This is a genomic window from Ralstonia sp. Ralssp110 (genome assembly GCF_047325135.1).
Classification (GTDB): Bacteria; Pseudomonadota; Gammaproteobacteria; order Burkholderiales; family Burkholderiaceae; genus Ralstonia; species Ralstonia mojiangensis.
This window is the reverse complement of sequence record NZ_CP168609.1, coordinates 1,112,878-1,127,871: the sequence shown is the minus strand read 5'-3', so window position 1 is coordinate 1,127,871 and position 14,994 is coordinate 1,112,878. Positions and strand designations below refer to the sequence as shown.

The 14,994-nt window shown below is 63.6% G+C and carries 17 protein-coding genes and 1 pseudogene; 7 read left to right on the top strand and 11 right to left on the bottom strand.

The features are described 5' to 3' along the window. Window positions 1–7: 7 nt before the first annotated feature. Genes ACEN9T_RS05740 through mdcA form a run of 3 tightly spaced genes read right to left on the bottom strand, consistent with a single transcriptional unit; the run spans window position 8 to window position 2,911 of the window. Complete coding sequence (locus ACEN9T_RS05740) at window positions 8–307, bottom strand: malonate decarboxylase subunit delta (RefSeq protein WP_092970838.1); 300 nt, start codon at window positions 305–307, stop codon at window positions 8–10. Continuing rightward, window positions 294–1,223 carry a triphosphoribosyl-dephospho-CoA synthase gene (locus tag ACEN9T_RS05735; protein WP_413705770.1) on the bottom strand — a complete coding sequence of 310 codons (930 nt, stop codon included), beginning with the start codon at window positions 1,221–1,223 and terminating at the stop codon, window positions 294–296. The genes ACEN9T_RS05740 and ACEN9T_RS05735 overlap by 14 nt, the downstream gene beginning before the upstream one ends. Next, entirely contained in the window at window positions 1,223–2,911 is a 1,689-nt protein-coding gene (gene mdcA / locus ACEN9T_RS05730; RefSeq protein WP_413705769.1) for a malonate decarboxylase subunit alpha, read from the bottom strand. Before mdcA ends, ACEN9T_RS05735 begins: the two co-directional genes overlap by 1 nt. A gap of 165 nt (window positions 2,912–3,076) precedes the next feature. On the opposite strand from mdcA, the gene ACEN9T_RS05725 reads away from it, so the two are divergent. Next, on the top strand, window positions 3,077–3,994 hold the full coding sequence (locus ACEN9T_RS05725) for a LysR substrate-binding domain-containing protein (protein WP_092970841.1): 918 nt from the start codon (window positions 3,077–3,079) through the stop codon (window positions 3,992–3,994). An 82-nt stretch (window positions 3,995–4,076) separates the two neighbouring features. On the opposite strand, the gene ACEN9T_RS05720 is transcribed toward ACEN9T_RS05725, so the two are convergent. The 3 genes from ACEN9T_RS05720 to ACEN9T_RS05710 all read right to left on the bottom strand — a co-directional run bounded on the left by ACEN9T_RS05720 (window position 4,077) and on the right by ACEN9T_RS05710 (window position 6,246). Next, entirely contained in the window at window positions 4,077–4,271 is a 195-nt protein-coding gene (locus ACEN9T_RS05720) for a hypothetical protein (protein ID WP_092970842.1), read from the bottom strand. 401 nt (window positions 4,272–4,672) lie between these two features. Further along, window positions 4,673–5,551 (bottom strand): PhzF family phenazine biosynthesis protein, encoded by an 879-nt coding sequence (locus ACEN9T_RS05715; protein ID WP_413705768.1) that lies wholly within the window; start codon window positions 5,549–5,551, stop codon window positions 4,673–4,675. Window positions 5,552–5,664: 113 nt separating this feature from the next. Then, on the bottom strand, window positions 5,665–6,246 hold the full coding sequence (locus ACEN9T_RS05710) for a J domain-containing protein (RefSeq protein WP_413705767.1): 582 nt from the start codon (window positions 6,244–6,246) through the stop codon (window positions 5,665–5,667). 136 nt (window positions 6,247–6,382) lie between these two features. Here ACEN9T_RS05710 and ACEN9T_RS05705 point away from each other — a divergent pair, with 136 nt between their 5' ends. Both ACEN9T_RS05705 and ACEN9T_RS05700 read left to right on the top strand, forming a co-directional pair. Next, window positions 6,383–6,727 (top strand): ArsR/SmtB family transcription factor, encoded by a 345-nt coding sequence (locus tag ACEN9T_RS05705; protein ID WP_413705766.1) that lies wholly within the window; start codon window positions 6,383–6,385, stop codon window positions 6,725–6,727. Then, entirely contained in the window at window positions 6,717–7,235 is a 519-nt protein-coding gene (locus ACEN9T_RS05700; protein WP_413705765.1) for an SRPBCC family protein, read from the top strand. Before ACEN9T_RS05705 ends, ACEN9T_RS05700 begins: the two co-directional genes overlap by 11 nt. Window positions 7,236–7,304: 69 nt before the next feature. Here ACEN9T_RS05700 and ACEN9T_RS05695 read toward each other — a convergent pair. From ACEN9T_RS05695 to ACEN9T_RS05675, 5 genes and pseudogenes are all read right to left on the bottom strand, one after another. Continuing rightward, window positions 7,305–7,436 (bottom strand): annotated as a pseudogene (locus ACEN9T_RS05695) (cytochrome c oxidase subunit II); the annotation flags it as partial. A 15-nt stretch (window positions 7,437–7,451) separates the two neighbouring features. Continuing rightward, window positions 7,452–8,927 (bottom strand): YncE family protein, encoded by a 1,476-nt coding sequence (locus ACEN9T_RS05690; RefSeq protein WP_413705764.1) that lies wholly within the window; start codon window positions 8,925–8,927, stop codon window positions 7,452–7,454. Then, on the bottom strand, window positions 8,924–9,406 hold the full coding sequence (locus ACEN9T_RS05685; RefSeq protein WP_413705763.1) for a DUF305 domain-containing protein: 483 nt from the start codon (window positions 9,404–9,406) through the stop codon (window positions 8,924–8,926). The genes ACEN9T_RS05690 and ACEN9T_RS05685 overlap by 4 nt, the downstream gene beginning before the upstream one ends. Before the next feature lie 187 nt (window positions 9,407–9,593). Next, window positions 9,594–9,971 (bottom strand): cupredoxin domain-containing protein, encoded by a 378-nt coding sequence (locus ACEN9T_RS05680; protein ID WP_413705762.1) that lies wholly within the window; start codon window positions 9,969–9,971, stop codon window positions 9,594–9,596. 1 nt (window position 9,972) lies between these two features. After that, window positions 9,973–10,932 carry a metallophosphoesterase family protein gene (locus ACEN9T_RS05675; protein ID WP_413705761.1) on the bottom strand — a complete coding sequence of 320 codons (960 nt, stop codon included), beginning with the start codon at window positions 10,930–10,932 and terminating at the stop codon, window positions 9,973–9,975. 197 nt (window positions 10,933–11,129) lie between these two features. On the opposite strand from ACEN9T_RS05675, the gene ACEN9T_RS05670 reads away from it, so the two are divergent. From ACEN9T_RS05670 to ACEN9T_RS05655, 4 genes are all read left to right on the top strand, one after another. Then, window positions 11,130–11,765 carry an RNA polymerase sigma factor gene (locus ACEN9T_RS05670; protein WP_413705760.1) on the top strand — a complete coding sequence of 212 codons (636 nt, stop codon included), beginning with the start codon at window positions 11,130–11,132 and terminating at the stop codon, window positions 11,763–11,765. After that, complete coding sequence (locus ACEN9T_RS05665; protein ID WP_092970853.1) at window positions 11,755–12,576, top strand: anti-sigma factor family protein; 822 nt, start codon at window positions 11,755–11,757, stop codon at window positions 12,574–12,576. Before ACEN9T_RS05670 ends, ACEN9T_RS05665 begins: the two co-directional genes overlap by 11 nt. Window positions 12,577–12,804: 228 nt before the next feature. Next, window positions 12,805–14,481, top strand: coding sequence for a methyl-accepting chemotaxis protein (locus ACEN9T_RS05660; RefSeq protein ID WP_413705759.1), 1,677 nt, complete (start codon window positions 12,805–12,807; stop codon window positions 14,479–14,481). A gap of 48 nt (window positions 14,482–14,529) precedes the next feature. Further along, window positions 14,530–14,994: a chemotaxis protein CheW gene (locus ACEN9T_RS05655; protein WP_092970855.1), complete on the top strand. Its 465-nt coding sequence runs from the start codon at window positions 14,530–14,532 to the stop codon at window positions 14,992–14,994.

Genomic DNA, 14,994 nt, shown 5'->3' with positions numbered 1-14,994 from the left:
CTTCTCCTCAAGATTGCGCGAGTGCTTCGAGCGCCTGCTCAAGCCGCAACCGCACCACGGCCGGTGTCGCGCCGAAATCGTTGATGATGATCTTGGCCGCCGGCCACGCGTGCGAGCCGAACACACGTGCAAGCTGCGCCTGCCATGTCGCGCTCATGCCATTGACGGACGTGGTGATGGCCACGTCGATCTGCCCGGCGCTGCCCGGGGTCAGCAGCACTTCAAGGTCGCCCGAGCCGACTACGCCGGCATACGCACGGCGCCCCGCGGGTGCACCGCCGGTGAACTGAAAATCAAGATGCTCCATGTTCGGTTTCCTGATGAGCGGATTCGATGTCGGACGCTGCGTGCGCGTTTGCGGGCAAGCGGTCAAGGAAGAGCGCGGCGGCCAGCAAGTCGGCTGCGCCGCCGGGCGACACGTGCAGCGCCAGCATGTCTTGTTCAAGCGTGCGGAAAGCGCGGCGGCCTTGTGCTGTTGCCAAGCCGCCTTCTGCACGCACGGTGGCGGCGCCCGTTTGCACGACGTGCAGTGCCTTGGCGCCGCCGCGTGCGAGCACACAGGTGTCGTCCAGCGCGGCCATGACGGCAAGCAATGCATCCACGCGTGCGTGGTCTTCGCGAATGCCGGCCGCACGCGCCTCGCGCAGCGCCGGCAGCGCCACCTTGATCACGTGCGGGAAGCCGGCACAGGCCTGGCCCTTGGCACCGCCGACGCCGTAATCGTTGCAGGCGCGCTCGCCTTTGTGGCCAGTCGAGACGGGGGCAAAGCGATCGGGAATGTTCGCCAGGCGCGCGGCGCGGCCCGCAACAGCGGCCGCGTTTAACGCATGCGGCGCCTGGCTCGCAGCCGTGACCAGCAGGCCGAGCGCCCAGATGGCGCCGCGGTGCGTGTTGATGCCGCCTGTGGCATCGAGCATGGCCGCTTCACCTTCGCGCCCCAGGCGGCCGATGCGCTCGCGCAGGGCAAGTTGCGCACCGGCCTGCATTTCGATTTGCGCGCCGGCCAGCGCCATGGCTTCAAACGCTGGGCGCAGCGTCTGCGCGGAATGCACCATCAGCGTCCAGTCCAGATCGTGATGTGCGCCGTTGCCACGCACATCCACAAGACCGGGCTTGGGCGACAGCGTCACCTCGTCGATGAGGGCGGACTCGACCAGCGCGGCTAACCGCTTCGCACGCGCTTTCTGGCTGGCCGGCAGAGGCCGTTGCAATGTCTTCTCCATTACCAGCTCCGGAAGCGTGCGGGCGGCTCGTACAGCCCGCCGGACCATTCGACCAGGTCGGCGATGCTCTTGGCGGCGAGCAATTCACGGCTGGCATCGCTGCGGCGCACGTCGAGGTCTTCGGGCAGGGCGATCAGGCCGTCGCGGCGCATCTGCGCGGTCTTGGACGTGTCGTGGCGCAGTCCAATCGACGTGACGCCCGCCACGGCGGCAATCATGGCGCGCCGCTCTTCCAGCGAGCGGGCCTTGTAGAGATACGCAATGCCGTCTTCGGTCAGCAGGTGCGTGACGTCGTCGCCGTAGATCATGATGGGCGCGAGCGGCATGCCGCTTTGCTTGGCCACGGCCACCGCGTCGAGCGTATCGACGAAGGTCGGTTTGCCGCCTTCCTGGAACGTCTCGACCATTTGCACGACGAGCTTCTTGCCGCGCTCCAGCATCGTCACGGGTTCGGTCATGTCCAGCCACGCCGGCGTGGCGTGACGGCGGCCGCGCGGGTCGTGACCCATGTTGGGCGCGCCGCCAAAACCGGCCAGCCGCCCGCGCGTGACGGTGGACGAATGCCCGTCGCCATCCACCTGCAGCGTCGCGCCAATGAACAGGTCCACCGCATATTGGCCGGCGAGCTGGCACAGCATGCGGTTCGAGCGCAGCGAGCCGTCGCGGCCGGTGAAGAACACATCGGGGCGCGCGGCCACGTAGCGCTCCATGCCCAGTTCGGTGCCGAAGCAATGCACGCTTTCCACCCAGCCGGATTCGATGGCGGGAATCAGCGTCGGATGCGGGTTCAGTGTCCAGTTGCGGCAGATCTTTCCCTTGAGGCCCAGGCGCTCGCCGTAGGTTGGCAGGATCAACTCGATGGCGGCCGTGTTGAAGCCGATGCCGTGATTGAGCGACTGCACGTTGTGGCGCTGGTAGATGCCACGAATCGCCATCATCGCCATCAGCACGTGCACGGGCTTGATGAGGCGCGGGTCGCGCGTGAAGAGCGGCTCGATGTAGAACGGCTTGTCGGCCTGCACGATGAAGTCGACCCACGAGCCCGGAATGTCCACGCGCGGCAGGTCGGCCGTGTCATCGACGATCTCGTTCACCTGCACGATCACGATGCCATCGGAAAACGCGGTGGGCTCCACCAGCGCGGGCGTGTCTTCGGTGCTCGGGCCAGTGTAGATGTTGCCGTCGCGGTCGGCCTTGAAACCGGCCACCAGCGATACGTTCGGAATCAGGTCCACCACCAGTCGTGCATACAGCTCGATGTAGGTGTGGATGGCGCCGACTTCCAGCAGCCCGTCTGCCAGCAACTGGCTGATGCGCAGGCTCTGCGGCCCGGCAAACGAGAAATCGAGCTTGTGCGCGATGCCGGCTTCGAAAATGTCGAGGTGTTCGGCCCGGCTCACGCTCGGCATGATCATGTGCAGATCGTGCAGGCGCTCGGGGTTCACCTTGGCCAGCGAGCGCGAGAGGAAATCCGCCTGCTTCTGGTTGTTACCTTCCAGCACGACGCGATCGCCCGGGGCGAGCAGCGCTTCGAGCGCGGCGACGATATCGCTGGTGGGAATGACCTTGCCGTTGGCAATGCGCCGGGCTGCAGTCAGGCGGCGTTCTTTCTCGTCGCGCCGGCGGCGCCATTGGGGCGGGATGGGTGCGTTGGCCCCGTTTGCCGATTGGGTGGGCATCGGTTGCATTGGGTGGCGTCTCCAGCCTTGATTGATTTGATGCCCTGTACCGTAGGCTGTAAAAAGGTGCACTTCAATCAACCTAGGCGCGGTTTCATTAACTTGAAGTTAATGAAAGAATGGCCAATTCTGATAGCAGCGCGCCGCCAGAACGCGCCCGGAGGAGCCCCTGCCATGGCAATCGATGAAGACATCACCCTGAAGAAGCTCGAGGTCTTCCAGTCGTTCATGACGCTGGGCAACATGGCCCGCGTGTCGGAAGCGCTCGGGCAAAGCACCGTGAGCGTGCACCGCGCGCTGCATTCGCTGGAAGAAGGGCTGCGCTGCCCGCTGTTCAAGCGCGACGGCCGGAAGCTGATTCCGCTGTCGACCGCCTATGTGTTTGCGGAACATGTGGAGCGCATCCTGGCTGAGTGTGAAGCTGGTGTGCGCCGCACGCGCGAAGCGGCCGGGTTTTCGTCAACGACGCTGAAGATCGGCGGGCTCTATTCGATGACGGTCGGCACGCTGCCGCGCATCTTTGCGGGCCTGAAGACGCGCCGCTCCGCGCTCGACATCGAACTCACGCTGGGCTCGAACCGCAGCCTGCTTGCCAAGCTGGAAGACGGCCAGCTCGACGCCATCGTCATCGCGCTGGGCGAGCCGCTGCGCAATCCCGATCTGCTGACCGTGCCGATGTTCGACGATGAGATTCTGTTTGCTGCACCGCTCGCCTCGCCGTATGCGTCGTCAGCGGAGATCGACTTGCAAACCGTGCGCAGCGAAAAGTTTGTCGCACTCGGCGACGATTTTGCGACGTATCACGATTTCATGGCCGCCTTCGACAAGGCCGGCTTTGCCCCGCAGATCGCGCTGCGCGTGGGCGACATCTTCTCGCTCATGAACCTCGTGAGCGGTGGCATCGGCTACGCGCTGCTGCCGCGCCGCGTGGCCGATTTCAGCCCCAAGGTGCAACTGATTCCCCTGGCCGCGCGCTATGCGATCAGCCAGCACATCGTGCTGGTGATGCAGCGCAATCGCGAGCGCGATCCGAACCTGCTGGCGTTATCGGCGGAGTGTCGGTTGCTGGGGGGCGAGGTAGCGCGGGTGTAAGGGTGGGCGAGCCCAGGCAAGCCGTGGCACCGATGCTGCAACATCGGCACGCAGACCTCATACGCCTGGGTCGCCCATGAAGTCAGCGTGGTTGGTCCGGATGTTCTGACGCAGGCGTCGCGCATGTATCGCACGTGTTGCCCGCGGCGTTGCGGCTGAACACTGCGCGCAGGAATTCACGCGCAGACAGCACGCCTTTCTGATATTCGCTAAGCGCGTCGCCAGCCGGTGAGTTGGTGGCGTGGGAGATCGAGCAGGTCACGGCATTCCTCTTCATGTGATGAACGGAACCGCGCCCAACCCTTGGGAGGGGTGGGCGAGCACAGGCAGGTTTGGAACACCGAGACATAACGATCGGCACGGCCGAAGCCGTACAAGCCTGGCTCGCCCCAGGAAGGAGACGAAGCCAAGCCATAGCGGTTGAGGACAAGCACCTATGCTCGGCGCTTGCCCGTTATGCCCGAGGGTTCCAAGCCTCGATCGCTTTCTCTATGGCACGGAAAACGATGGCGCAGAGTGTACCGATGGCTGCTTCGTCTGAGCAGGGGCGAAACTATAAATCAGAATTGGCGTATGACCAGCCGAGGCCCGTCACACTTGGAAGCGTTGGAATCGAACGGGACAGGCGATAGGTCTTTTCGCGTGATGAATTGGACCGCTGGTCAACGGTTTAGCCTGTCAGACATCTACGCTCACAGACCGCTCGACAGTAGCCATCCCGCCAGCCATCAACCGCGAAATCCTACCTTCCTCAATGTCGAGAATGACTTTGATCACACTTGGAGATGGGGGCTGCATCAATTGCCCTTGTTCTATTGTCATCGCCCGGTTCTTGACGCCCATCTTCTCGTATAGAAAGCAAGCCAAGGGGCCTGCTGCTGTTCCGGTTGCAGACTCTTCATCAATTCCGAATCTTGGCGCGAACATTCGCGTTCCCGCTTGGCGACCAGCAGTCCTCGTCGATGTCGAAAAGAGGTAATAACCGATCAGGTTGAGCTCCTCGCTGATCGCCTCGATAGCCCGTTGATCTGGGCGGACCGCAGCGACGGAGCGTTCGTCGGGCAATGCAAGAATAAGGAAGCTATTGCCCGTGTTGACCACCATCGGGTCTGCAGTGCGATAGATTTCCGCAGGCTCCACCCCGATCGATCTTGAAATTCTTGAGGCGAGATCGGATTCCCGCTTGATGGGGTGATACACGGGCGGCTGCTGCTCCATCAAGATGATGTCACCGTCAACGAGAATGGTCCTGCAGCCATCAATCGTTTCTTTCGACAGCGTCCCATTGCCGACCCTGGCGAGTTTCCTAAGCAGCGAGAAGGTGGCAATCGTTGCGTGCCCGCAATGGGCAATCTGGCGCGTTGGCGTGAAGAACTCCAGTTTGATCGTCGCTATGCTCGACTTCGACACGAAGGCTGTTTCTGACAACCCGACTTGCCGCGCAACCTCCAGCTTCTGGCTCACGTCAAGTGCATCAGCATCAATCACAACACCTGCCGGGTTCCCCCCGCTTTCTCTATCAGTCAACGACTTAACGATCTGCACATCGATTTGCATTGATTCTCCACACGCTCCAAGCACGCAATATCTGCCGAAATATCGTGCGGATTGTCGACCATCTGAGAGTAGGCGTCGAGCATCGAAAGCAGAGCGATTGCCGCTATCCGCAGCTACTGCCGCAGGCCAAACAGTCCCTGCCAGAACGTCTCGAACGCGCTTGAGTGCCGCTGGGGCGAAGTCGCTTCATCGGGTTGGACCGTCGTTTCACTGTCGGGCGTGTCAGCGGCGGCCACTGTGTTGCGCCGTGCTTCCTGCAAGGCCCACACGCTGTCGGCAATGCGCGCGGCAAGTTCTGCATCGCAGTCCCGCCCAAGCAGCACGCCGAATAGGACGTCGCGATTGTGGCCCTCGTCGGCAAAGCGCATTGCGATGGCGACCATCTTTTCGTAATGCTCCTGTGCAACGCGTTCGCGCTCGCGTTGCGCTTCCCGCTCCTGTGCTTCCTGCGCATCACGCTCGGCCTGCCAGCGCTGCATTTCCTGCGCGAAGACCTCGTCATAAACGCGGCGCTGTTCAGCGTCGGAGAGGATGGCGTAGGCTTCGCGAATTTCCTGGAACGCCGCATAGGCTTCGGCTTCGCGGCCGAGGTTGCGGTCGGGATGCCACTTCATCGTGGCGCGGCGGTAAGCGCGCTTGATTTCGTCCAGGGTCGCGTCGGGCTGCACGCCGAGTGTCGCGTAGATGGTCGTCATGTGCGGTGTGGCTGCTGCCGGGGGGAAGGTCATCCTAGCATGGGGGTGTGTGCGTGCTGACCGGCCACCCGCCTGCGTTACAACATGCTGTCGAACCCGGTTGCATCAACGCATTCTCACGTATATAGTTAGCCAAATGGATAACAATGGAATTGCGCTAGACGCGGTATTTCACGCGCTTTCTGACCCAACGCGCAGGGCAGTTATTCAGCGGCTCGGCAAAGGGCCCGCGACGGTGAGTGAACTGGCAGAGCCATTTGACATGGCGCTGCCATCGTTCATGAAGCACATGCGGGTGCTGGAAGGCGTCGGGCTGGTCCGCTCGGAAAAGAGCGGCCGAATCCGGACGTGCATGCTCGAGCGCAAGAAGCTGGCCGCAGCCGAGCGCTGGTTTGAGCAACAGCACGCGATCTGGGCGAGCAGGTACAGCAATCTGGACAACCTCTTAGAGAAACTCCAAGGAGAAAACAATGAAGGCTGATCTTCGGTTTGATTTCCTCGTCGACATGCAAAAGAGCAGCCTCACCGTGAGGCGAGAGTTCGCGGCAAAGCGCCAGCTTGTGTGGGATTGCCATACGAAGCGCGAACTGCTCGATCAGTGGTTTGCGCCCAAGCCGCTCACCACTAAGACCCAGCATATGGAATTCAAGGAAGGCGGCTACTGGCTCTACGCGATGATCACCCCCGATGGACAGTCGTTCTGGAGCCGTCTGGACTATCAGAAGATCAACCCGATCGATGGCTATGCGGCCCTTGATGCTTTTTCTGATGAAGCCGGCGCCGTGAATCCGGATATGCCCCGCGCCCGCTGGGATGTCACCTTTGCCGATGCGGACGAACGCACCCTCGTCACGACTGTGGTGCTGTACAACTCGCCGGAAGACGTGCAAAAAGTCATCGACATGGGGATGAAGGACGGCATGACCTCCACCATGGAGCGGCTCGACGAACTGCTGCTGACCCTGGCTGTGCCGGACGCGCTGGCTTAAGGCGGCACTCGCAGATGAAAACGCCCCGACTTGTTCGGGGCGTTTTGCGTTGGCCTCGGGCGGTGCGCTTCAGGTGACGGTCAATGTTCCATTCATCGTCTCGTGGCCCGAGCCGCAGAAGATGTCGCACAGGAAATCAAACGTGCCGGTCTTGTCGGGTGTGAGCGCCAGCCGCACGGTCTGCCCAGGCACGAACGCCGCAGGGGCGCACATTGCCTAGCGCGCCTGAATCTGCACCGCAGTCCCAAGCTTGCCGGACACCACCGGTGCAATCACAAGATACCGGCGCGTGTTGCCAGCGTCCGCGTTGCCAGGCGTGACCACCTGCCGAATCTGCCCGATCGAGTTGACGATGGCGCCACCGGCCGGGTTGGTCATGAAGCTCGCCAGGGTCTCAAGCGGGCCGCTGCCATCCGCATTCTGTGACAAGGCAATCGCATAGGGCTGCTTCGGCTGCAATCCGGTCACCGATGCCTGGAACACCTGGACGAGCCCCTGATCGAACAGCGCCACGCTGGTGGGGGCCGCCGATGCGTCGGACTTGTCTGCGGTGGCCGGCACGAGTGCGAGATGGCTGACCTGCCCCGCTGTGCCAAGCGGTTGCAGGTTCTCCGTGCCGTTGCCATCAGGCACAGCGTTCGGCACGTACGTCAGCGCCTGCGGTGCCTGCCCAATCGGAACAGTCGATACCACCTTGTTCGTCAGTGTGTCGATGACGGCCAGTGCGTCGTCATTCTCCAGGCCGACATAGATGCGGGTGCCGTCACCGGACGGCCATAGACCGTGCGGAAGCTTGCCGACGGGAATCGTCGCGACCCGTTCGAAATTGTCGGTCCGGAATACCTTGACCTGGTTCGTGCCGCCAATCGTCACATAGGCAAACGTGCCCTTGGCGTTATGCGCGAAGTTGACGTGGTTGGTGATGGGCCCGGTCTCGAACGACGTGATCGCATTGAACGGCGGGTGGGCGTTGAATACCTGCACCTTGCCGATGTCCTTCAATGTGAACCACACCTGCTTGCCATCCGGCGTGGCGGCAATGTTGGGGCAGAACGGCGATTCCTGTTTGATGTGTCCCACGATCTTGTGATCGGCCGTCGAGATCACGACCGTTTCCGGATTGAACGACGAGCACACGTAGCCGTACTTGCCGTCCGGCGAAAAGATCGTCATGCCGGGGCCCGCCGGTACGGTAACGCGCGCATTCTCTGCATAGGTATTGGCATCGAGCACGGCGATGTAGTTTTCGCCGCGCACGGTCACCCAGACCTCGCTGCCATCCGGTGTGTAGAACGCTTCGTGAGGCGAGCGGCCAACATACGTGGTGTGTTTGACGGCGTTGGTCTGCGTATCGATGAACGTGACTGAGTTGGAGCCGATGGAGACCACCGCCAAGGTCCGGTGATCTGGCGAGAAGCCCATGCCGTGCACCAGCACCTGTCCGCGATAGAGCGGGCTGAAGTTGCCGGGCGCAGGATCGCCCAGCTTGATCACACCCAGGATCGTGTTGCTGGCGGGGTCCGTGACGGACACCGTGTTCGAGAATTGCTCGGCCGCGTAGACGCGATCCCTGTGGCTGATGGGAATGTCAGGCGAGGCAAGGGATGCGGGCGCCTGCCCGGCGCTGGCGCTCGCGGCGCACGTGATGGCCGCTGCGGCAAGCGCCGTGGCAACAAACAGTCGGTTCTTCATCGGTCTTCCTGTTGAGGGGTGGCGGTGTGAGCGTGATGCGCCGCATGGGATGCGGGCGCAGTCGTTGCGGAGGCCGGGCGGAACTGCGTGGGGACCGGTGCCGACGGGGGCGGCGGCTGGCCAAGCGCCAAGCGCATCGCTGCAATCTCTTGCTGTTGCGCGACGACGATTTCCTGCGCGATGCGGCGCAGTTGTTCGTTCTGGCCGTAGCGCAGGTAGGCCACGGCCATGTCGATGGCGCCCTGGTGATGTGGCGTCATCATCGCGACGAAATCCTGGTCGATGTTGCCGCTGGGCTTCGGGACCATGCCGTCCATCATCTTTGTCATGGCGACATCGTTTTCGGCGAGGAAGGCCTGCTCGCGATTGGCCTGTGGCGGTGCTTCCTGCGCAACTGCAGCGTGCGCTCCGATGCCTGACATGAGTGTGAACACAGCAAACAGCAACGTACGTAGGCGACGCTGCGAACGTGACGACATATGGGTCCTCCAGAGTGCGGGTCGATGGCGTGCTAGTGGAGTAAACACCGCAGGCCGACGGTTTATTCCCGCGCGTCGTAAAGAATGTGTATGCCGCTGCAAGCACGTCATGCGTGCATCCTGTCAATGAAAACGCCCCGAACAGGTCGGGGCGTTTCACTTCGCTTTCTTCTTTGCTCTTTGCGCTTCAGGTGACGGTCAACGTTCCATTCATCGTCTCGTGGCCCGAGCCGCAGAAGATGTCGCACAGGAAATCGAACGTGCCCGTCTTGTCGGGCGTAAGCGCCAGCCGCACGGTCTGCCCCGGCACCACGTCGGCACGCACGTTGAAGTCCGGAATGGCAAAGCCCATCAGGATGTCTTGCCCAGTCAACTCGAACACCACAGGCACGCCGCGCTTGAGCGTGATCTTGTCTGGCGTGAAGGTGAACTTGCGTGCGTGCACGCGAATGACCGTGGGGCCTTCGCCGTGCGCAACACAGGCGAGGGCCGCACCCGCCGCGAGCACGGTGAACTGACGCAGCGCCAGTCGGCGCTTGGGGTTGTGTGCAATGGGAGGGCGCATGTCAGGTGGTCTCCGGCGTCTTGGCGGCAGTGGCTTCGCTGTTGGGTTGGATCGGCTGCTCGGCCAGCGCCCAGGTGGCGGCGTCCTGCTTGCCGTGCTCGGTGATGCTGCGCCAGCCCAGGCCGCGATAGGGCGCTGCGGCATCCCACGGGACCGGGTTGCGTTTTGCCTGCGATCCCGGTGCGGGGGGCGCGGGCAGCGGGAACATCAGCGAGCGCGCCGAGTGGTGGGCAATGTGCCCGGTCATGTGATGGTGTTCCTGGTGGATGTGGCCGTAGAACACGGTCACGTTCGGGTGCGGCATCAGCAAGTCGATGACCTGCTGGCCATCGCGCGTGGCCCAGTCCCATTGTGGGTACAGATCGAACAGCGGCCGATGCGTGAACACGACGATGGGCGTGTGCTCGGGCACGGAACGCACATCCGCCGCCAGCCACGCGAGCTGTGCCTCCCCCACGCGCGCGGACGGGTCCGACACGTTGTCGATGGCGATGAAGTGCACGCCCTTGTGATCGAATGAATAATGCGTGCGGCCGAAGAGTTCGATATAGGCCTCGCCGTTGTCGAGCGAGGCGTCGTGCTCGCCCGGCATGTAATGCACCACCGGCACCTTGATCTTGGCGGCAATGTCGCGAAACTCGGCCAGGCGCTTGCGGCGCTCGGCAGGGTCGTCGCTGATGTGACTGAGGTCGCCCGTGAAGATGACAAAGTCCGGCGCGGGCGACAACGCATTCACCGCCGCAATCGCCTTGGGCAGCGTGCCTTGCGAATCCGGATTGGGCGCGCCCTTGAAGCCCCAGTGGGTGTCGGATAACTGCACGAAGTAGAAATCGTCCTGCTTGGTGCCGGCGGCGCGCGTGGTGGCCGCCATCGCCTGCCAGCCGGGCAGGCCGGATGCGTACACCAGACCGCCGACCGCGGCCAGTTGCAGGAACTGGCGTCGTCCGGGTTGCTTGCTCATGGGTGTCCCCTGCAATAGATGACCGAGTTGGATAGCGGCCCAGCGCGATGGCAATGAAGGAAGCGCTGGTCCTGCCTGTCATACCGGCTGGGGTGCCCGCGTATTCCATAAGATTCGCGTTTTCACAAAATTTCTTCGGGGCGGGAATAAACTGAATTGCACCCCGGTATACGGAGGTCAACCGCCTCCAGGCCGCCATGCCCGACCTGCCAGACCCCACGCTCGATCTGCCCACCGACGCCCAGCGCTTTGCGCAGGCGGTGCTGCCGCATGTCGACGCCGCTTACAACCTGGCGCGCTGGCTCTCGGGCGACGCACAAGACGCCGACGACATCGTTCAGGAAGCCTGCCTGCGCGCGTTCCGGCTGTTTGGCGGGTTTCGCGGCGGGGACGGCCGCCCATGGCTGCTGGCCATCGTGCGCAACACGTGGTTCTCGGAATGCGCGCGCCGCAAACAGGCACCGGCCCAGCCGTGGGATGACGACGTGGCGGTCGGCCAAGCGAACGACGACAGCGCCACCTATGGCGTCGACCCCGCTGCGCTGCTCGCCCGCATCGACGATGTGCGCCGCGTGCATGTCGCGCTGGCGCAGTTGCCGGTGCCGTATCGCGAGGTGCTCGTGCTGCGCGAGCTGGAAGACCTGCCGTACCGCGACATTGCCGCCGTGGTGGACGCGCCCGTCGGCACGGTCATGTCGCGGCTGGCACGTGCGCGGCAGCAGCTCGCACGTCTGCTTACGGAAGACAACGCACCGCTGCGCACAAATGTGACACCCATCCGGGCGTCGGGCGGTCTGGGAAACAGCACCAAGGAGTTCCGCCATGAACTGTGACGACATCCGCGCGTTGCTGGCTGCCCGCGCCGATGGCGAACTCGGAGTGGCCGACAGCCTGCGCATGGAAACGCATCTGGCCACGTGTGCCGCATGTACCGACATTGCGGCGCGCCACGATGGCGTGGTGCGTGCGCTGCGGCAGGGGCTGCGTGCGCCGGCGCTCTACAGGAAGGCGCCGCCTGGTTTGAGCGAGCGTGTATTGCAGGCCGTGCAGGGGGAGGCTGGCGTGCGCCCCGAATCGCCCCGCCCGCGCGCGCCGCGCCAGTCGGAATCGCCATGGCAGCGCTTGGCTAATTGGTTGATCACGCCATCGCGGGGGCTCGGCTTGGGATTGGGCGCTGGCGCGCTCGCGGCCGTGGCACTCGGTGTGGGCGTGCTGGTGGGCCGGCCCGATACGGCTGCGCTCACCGCGCACGACATCACCGCCAGCCACGTGCGGGCGCTGCTGGGCGCGCGGGAGACCGATGTGCTGTCGTCCGATCGGCACACGGTCAAGCCGTGGTTCAACGGCCGCATCGACTATGCGCCGCCCGTTACCGACCTTGCAGCGCGCGGGTTCCCCCTCATCGGCGGCCGGTTGGACTACATCGACGGCCGCCCGGTGGCGGTGCTGGTCTACCGCTCAGCGCAGCATCCGGTGGACCTGTACGTACGCCCCGAGGCCGGCAGCGACACCGAACCCGCGCTGCGCACCGAGCGCGGCTACCAGTTGATGGCCTGGCGCAGCGCCGGCATGGGCTACTGGGCCATCACCGATGCGTCTGCCGACGTGGTGCAAGCGTTTGCGCGGGCAGTGCGCGGCCGCTGAGGGCTCCGGCGGGGAGGGCCCCGAGTGCTCGCCTGTGCTCAATCGGCGGCGCTTCACCCTTGACCAGGCAGGGGCTTACCCTTGTATTGACGCGGAATCACACAGGTTTCGGTTCCGGTGACCGATACGTTCCTTTACCATTCCAAACACTTCTGTGTGGCGCGCTTTGGGCCGCTTTCACGTCTTTTTCGCCACGGCTTTCTTGTCGGTTTCTTCTAGGTTTCAAACATGGTCTCTGCGACGCCCCGCATCAGCAACGCAACCCTGTCAGGCATGCTTCGCGGCGGCCGCTTTTCACTCGGCAACCGCATCGTCTTGAGCTTCGGTGTGCTGTTCATTTTGATGGTCATCATGGCGGCGGTGTCGTACACGCGGCTTCGCGCGATTGACGAAGAGGCCATGAGCCTGGAGCGCGATTCGGTACCGGGTTTGTATTTGTCCACATCGCTGCGCGCAGCGACGCGCAATAGCCAGGCGATGCTCGAACGTGCATTGTTTGTCGATACCGATGCGGATGTCGTGCGGCGCGACCTGGATCGCGCGGCCAAAAGCGTGCGAGAGCTGGATCAATACTCGGCCGCCTACGAGGCCACCATCTTCCGTGAGGATGACCGCCAGCGGTTCCGCACGTATCGCACCGCCATCGACAAATACCTGGCCATGTTCAACGACGCTGTGCAACAGGCAGCCAAATCCCGGCCGGCTGCGCAGGCTGTGGCGCAACATGCCATACCTGCCTGGGAAGAGGCCGTGAACCTTGCCGAACAGCTCGTGACGGATAACCGCGCGGTAGCCGACCAATCGGCGCAGCAGATTCGCAGCTCGGTACAGAGCACCGAGATCACGCTGGCCGTAGCGCTGGGTGTGGTGCTGCTGGCCGCGGTGGTGTTGGGCTATGCGCTGTTCAAGGCAATTACGGTGCCGATGGCCCGTGTGGTGGGTGCCCACGACGACATGCGCACCGGTAACCTGTCGGGCCGGCTCGATCTGCGCCGCAATGATGAGTTCGGCACGCTGGAAGAAGGTTTCAACCGCATGGCCGAAGAGCTGGCGAGCCTGGTGTCGCAGGCGCAGAAGTCGTCCCTGCAGGTGACGACGTCCGTGGCCGAGATTGCCGCCACTTCCAAGGAGCAGCAGGCCACCGCCGCCGAGACCGCCGCGACCACCACCGAGATCGGCGCAACGTCGCGCGAGATCTTTGCCACCTCGCGCGACCTGCTGCGCACGATGAACGAGGTATCGAGCGTGGCCGAGCAATCCGCCACGCTGGCCGGCGCCAGCCAGAGCGGCCTGACCCGCATGGAAGACACCATGCGCGGCGTGATGGAAGCTGCAGGTTCGGTCAACGCCAAGCTGGCCATCCTCAACGAGAAGGCGACCAACATCAACCAGGTGGTGTCGACCATCACCAAGGTGGCCGACCAGACGAACCTGCTGTCGCTCAACGCGGCCATCGAGGCGGAGAAGGCTGGCGAATACGGCCGCGGGTTTGCGGTGGTGGCCACGGAAATCCGCCGACTGGCTGACCAGACGGCAGTCGCCACCTACGACATCGAGCAGACGGTCAAGGAAATCCAATCGGCCGTCTCCGCTGGCGTGATGGGCATGGACAAGTTCTCGGAAGAGGTGCGGCGCGGTATGCGTGACGTGCAGCAGGTCGGCACGCAGCTCTCCCAGATCATTACCGAGGTGCAGACGCTGGCGCCCCGCTTCCAGATGGTGAACGAAGGCATGCAGACGCAGGCGACGGGTGCCGAGCAGATTACGCAGGCGCTGTCGCAGTTGTCCGAAGCTGCACAGCAGACGGCGGAATCGCTGCGCCAGTCGTCGCAGGCGATTGACGACCTGACGCTGGTGGCCAACCAGCTTCGTACCGGCGTGTCGCGCTTCAAGATCGAAGCCTGACCCGCAGCGCATCCGCATTGACGTGTTTTTGCCGTAGCGAGAATCGCCATGCTTTACCTCCTGTTCCAGCTCGATGGCGACCGCTATGCGCTCAACGTGGCGCAGATTGCTGAAGTGCTGCCCTTGGCCGCCACCAAGTCGATTCCGGGTGCGCCTGCGTGGGTGGCGGGCGTGATCGAACGGCATGGCGCACCTGTGCCGGTGATCGACGTGCCGCAGCTTGCCTTGGGCCGCCCTGCGCGGCCGTTGCGTTCCACGCGTCTGGTGCTGGTGCGCTATGAATCCGGTTCCCGCGGCGACGAAGCACCGCTGCTCGGCCTGATGCTCGAACACGCAACGCACACGCGACGTATCGACGATGCGCACTTTGCCGACAGCGGTGTCGCCACGCCCAATGCACGCTGGCTCGGCCCCGTGGCAAGCCTGGGCGATGGCCTCGTGCAGCGGGTCGATACCGAGGCGATGCTCGACGCGCAAGTGCGTGCATTGCTGTTTCCGGCTACCGTTGGCTGA

Excerpts from the sequence above, each read along its gene's own strand:
- ACEN9T_RS05725 (WP_092970841.1), top strand. The coding sequence starts at position 3,077 with ATGGCAATCGATGAAGACATCACCCTGAAGAAGCTCGAGGTCTTCCAG.
- ACEN9T_RS05680 (WP_413705762.1), bottom strand. The coding sequence starts at position 9,971 with ATGCGCCCTCCCATTGCACACAACCCCAAGCGCCGACTGGCGCTGCGT.
- ACEN9T_RS05720 (WP_092970842.1), bottom strand. The coding sequence starts at position 4,271 with ATGAAGAGGAATGCCGTGACCTGCTCGATCTCCCACGCCACCAACTCA.
- ACEN9T_RS05665 (WP_092970853.1), top strand. The coding sequence starts at position 11,755 with ATGAACTGTGACGACATCCGCGCGTTGCTGGCTGCCCGCGCCGATGGC.
- ACEN9T_RS05670 (WP_413705760.1), top strand. The coding sequence starts at position 11,130 with ATGCCCGACCTGCCAGACCCCACGCTCGATCTGCCCACCGACGCCCAG.
- ACEN9T_RS05740 (WP_092970838.1), bottom strand. The coding sequence starts at position 307 with ATGGAGCATCTTGATTTTCAGTTCACCGGCGGTGCACCCGCGGGGCGC.
- ACEN9T_RS05735 (WP_413705770.1), bottom strand. The coding sequence starts at position 1,223 with ATGGAGAAGACATTGCAACGGCCTCTGCCGGCCAGCCAGAAAGCGCGT.
- mdcA (WP_413705769.1), bottom strand. The coding sequence starts at position 2,911 with ATGCAACCGATGCCCACCCAATCGGCAAACGGGGCCAACGCACCCATC.
- ACEN9T_RS05710 (WP_413705767.1), bottom strand. The coding sequence starts at position 6,246 with ATGACGACCATCTACGCGACACTCGGCGTGCAGCCCGACGCGACCCTG.
- ACEN9T_RS05690 (WP_413705764.1), bottom strand. The coding sequence starts at position 8,927 with ATGAAGAACCGACTGTTTGTTGCCACGGCGCTTGCCGCAGCGGCCATC.
- ACEN9T_RS05660 (WP_413705759.1), top strand. The coding sequence starts at position 12,805 with ATGGTCTCTGCGACGCCCCGCATCAGCAACGCAACCCTGTCAGGCATG.
- ACEN9T_RS05685 (WP_413705763.1), bottom strand. The coding sequence starts at position 9,406 with ATGTCGTCACGTTCGCAGCGTCGCCTACGTACGTTGCTGTTTGCTGTG.
- ACEN9T_RS05700 (WP_413705765.1), top strand. The coding sequence starts at position 6,717 with ATGAAGGCTGATCTTCGGTTTGATTTCCTCGTCGACATGCAAAAGAGC.
- ACEN9T_RS05675 (WP_413705761.1), bottom strand. The coding sequence starts at position 10,932 with ATGAGCAAGCAACCCGGACGACGCCAGTTCCTGCAACTGGCCGCGGTC.
- ACEN9T_RS05705 (WP_413705766.1), top strand. The coding sequence starts at position 6,383 with ATGGATAACAATGGAATTGCGCTAGACGCGGTATTTCACGCGCTTTCT.
- ACEN9T_RS05715 (WP_413705768.1), bottom strand. The coding sequence starts at position 5,551 with ATGCAAATCGATGTGCAGATCGTTAAGTCGTTGACTGATAGAGAAAGC.
- ACEN9T_RS05655 (WP_092970855.1), top strand. The coding sequence starts at position 14,530 with ATGCTTTACCTCCTGTTCCAGCTCGATGGCGACCGCTATGCGCTCAAC.